Origin of the sequence: Salifodinibacter halophilus (assembly GCA_012999515.1) — a bacterium.
GTDB lineage: Bacteria > Pseudomonadota > Gammaproteobacteria > Nevskiales > Salinisphaeraceae > Salifodinibacter > Salifodinibacter halophilus.
Window position 1 is genome coordinate 1 of the sequence record JABEEB010000657.1, and the last position, 240, is coordinate 240.

Annotated in this window: 1 protein-coding gene; it reads right to left on the reverse strand. The window is 72.1% G+C overall.

From position 1 onward, the window contains the following. Positions 1–240, reverse strand: a 240-nt coding sequence (locus HKX41_13205; protein NNC25092.1) for a DNA polymerase III subunit chi, incomplete at both ends; no start/stop codon positions are given.

Consider the following 240-nt stretch of genomic DNA (forward strand, 5'->3'; position numbering starts at 1 on the left):
TTGTTGAGCTGCAGGCCGCGCGCCTGGTACTGCTTCCAGCGCTCGCGCAGCGGGCCGCGCGCGCTGTCGTCGGCGGGCACGACTTCCAGCACGCGCTCGAAGCCGTCGGCCACCGCCGCGTCGCGCAGGTTGATCACCAGCGGGCGCAGCGCGGTATCGCTGTCGGGCGCGGCGATCAGCACTTCGGCCTCGTCCTCGTCCTCATCCAGGCCGGCGATCTGGTGCGGGATGTAGGCGTCC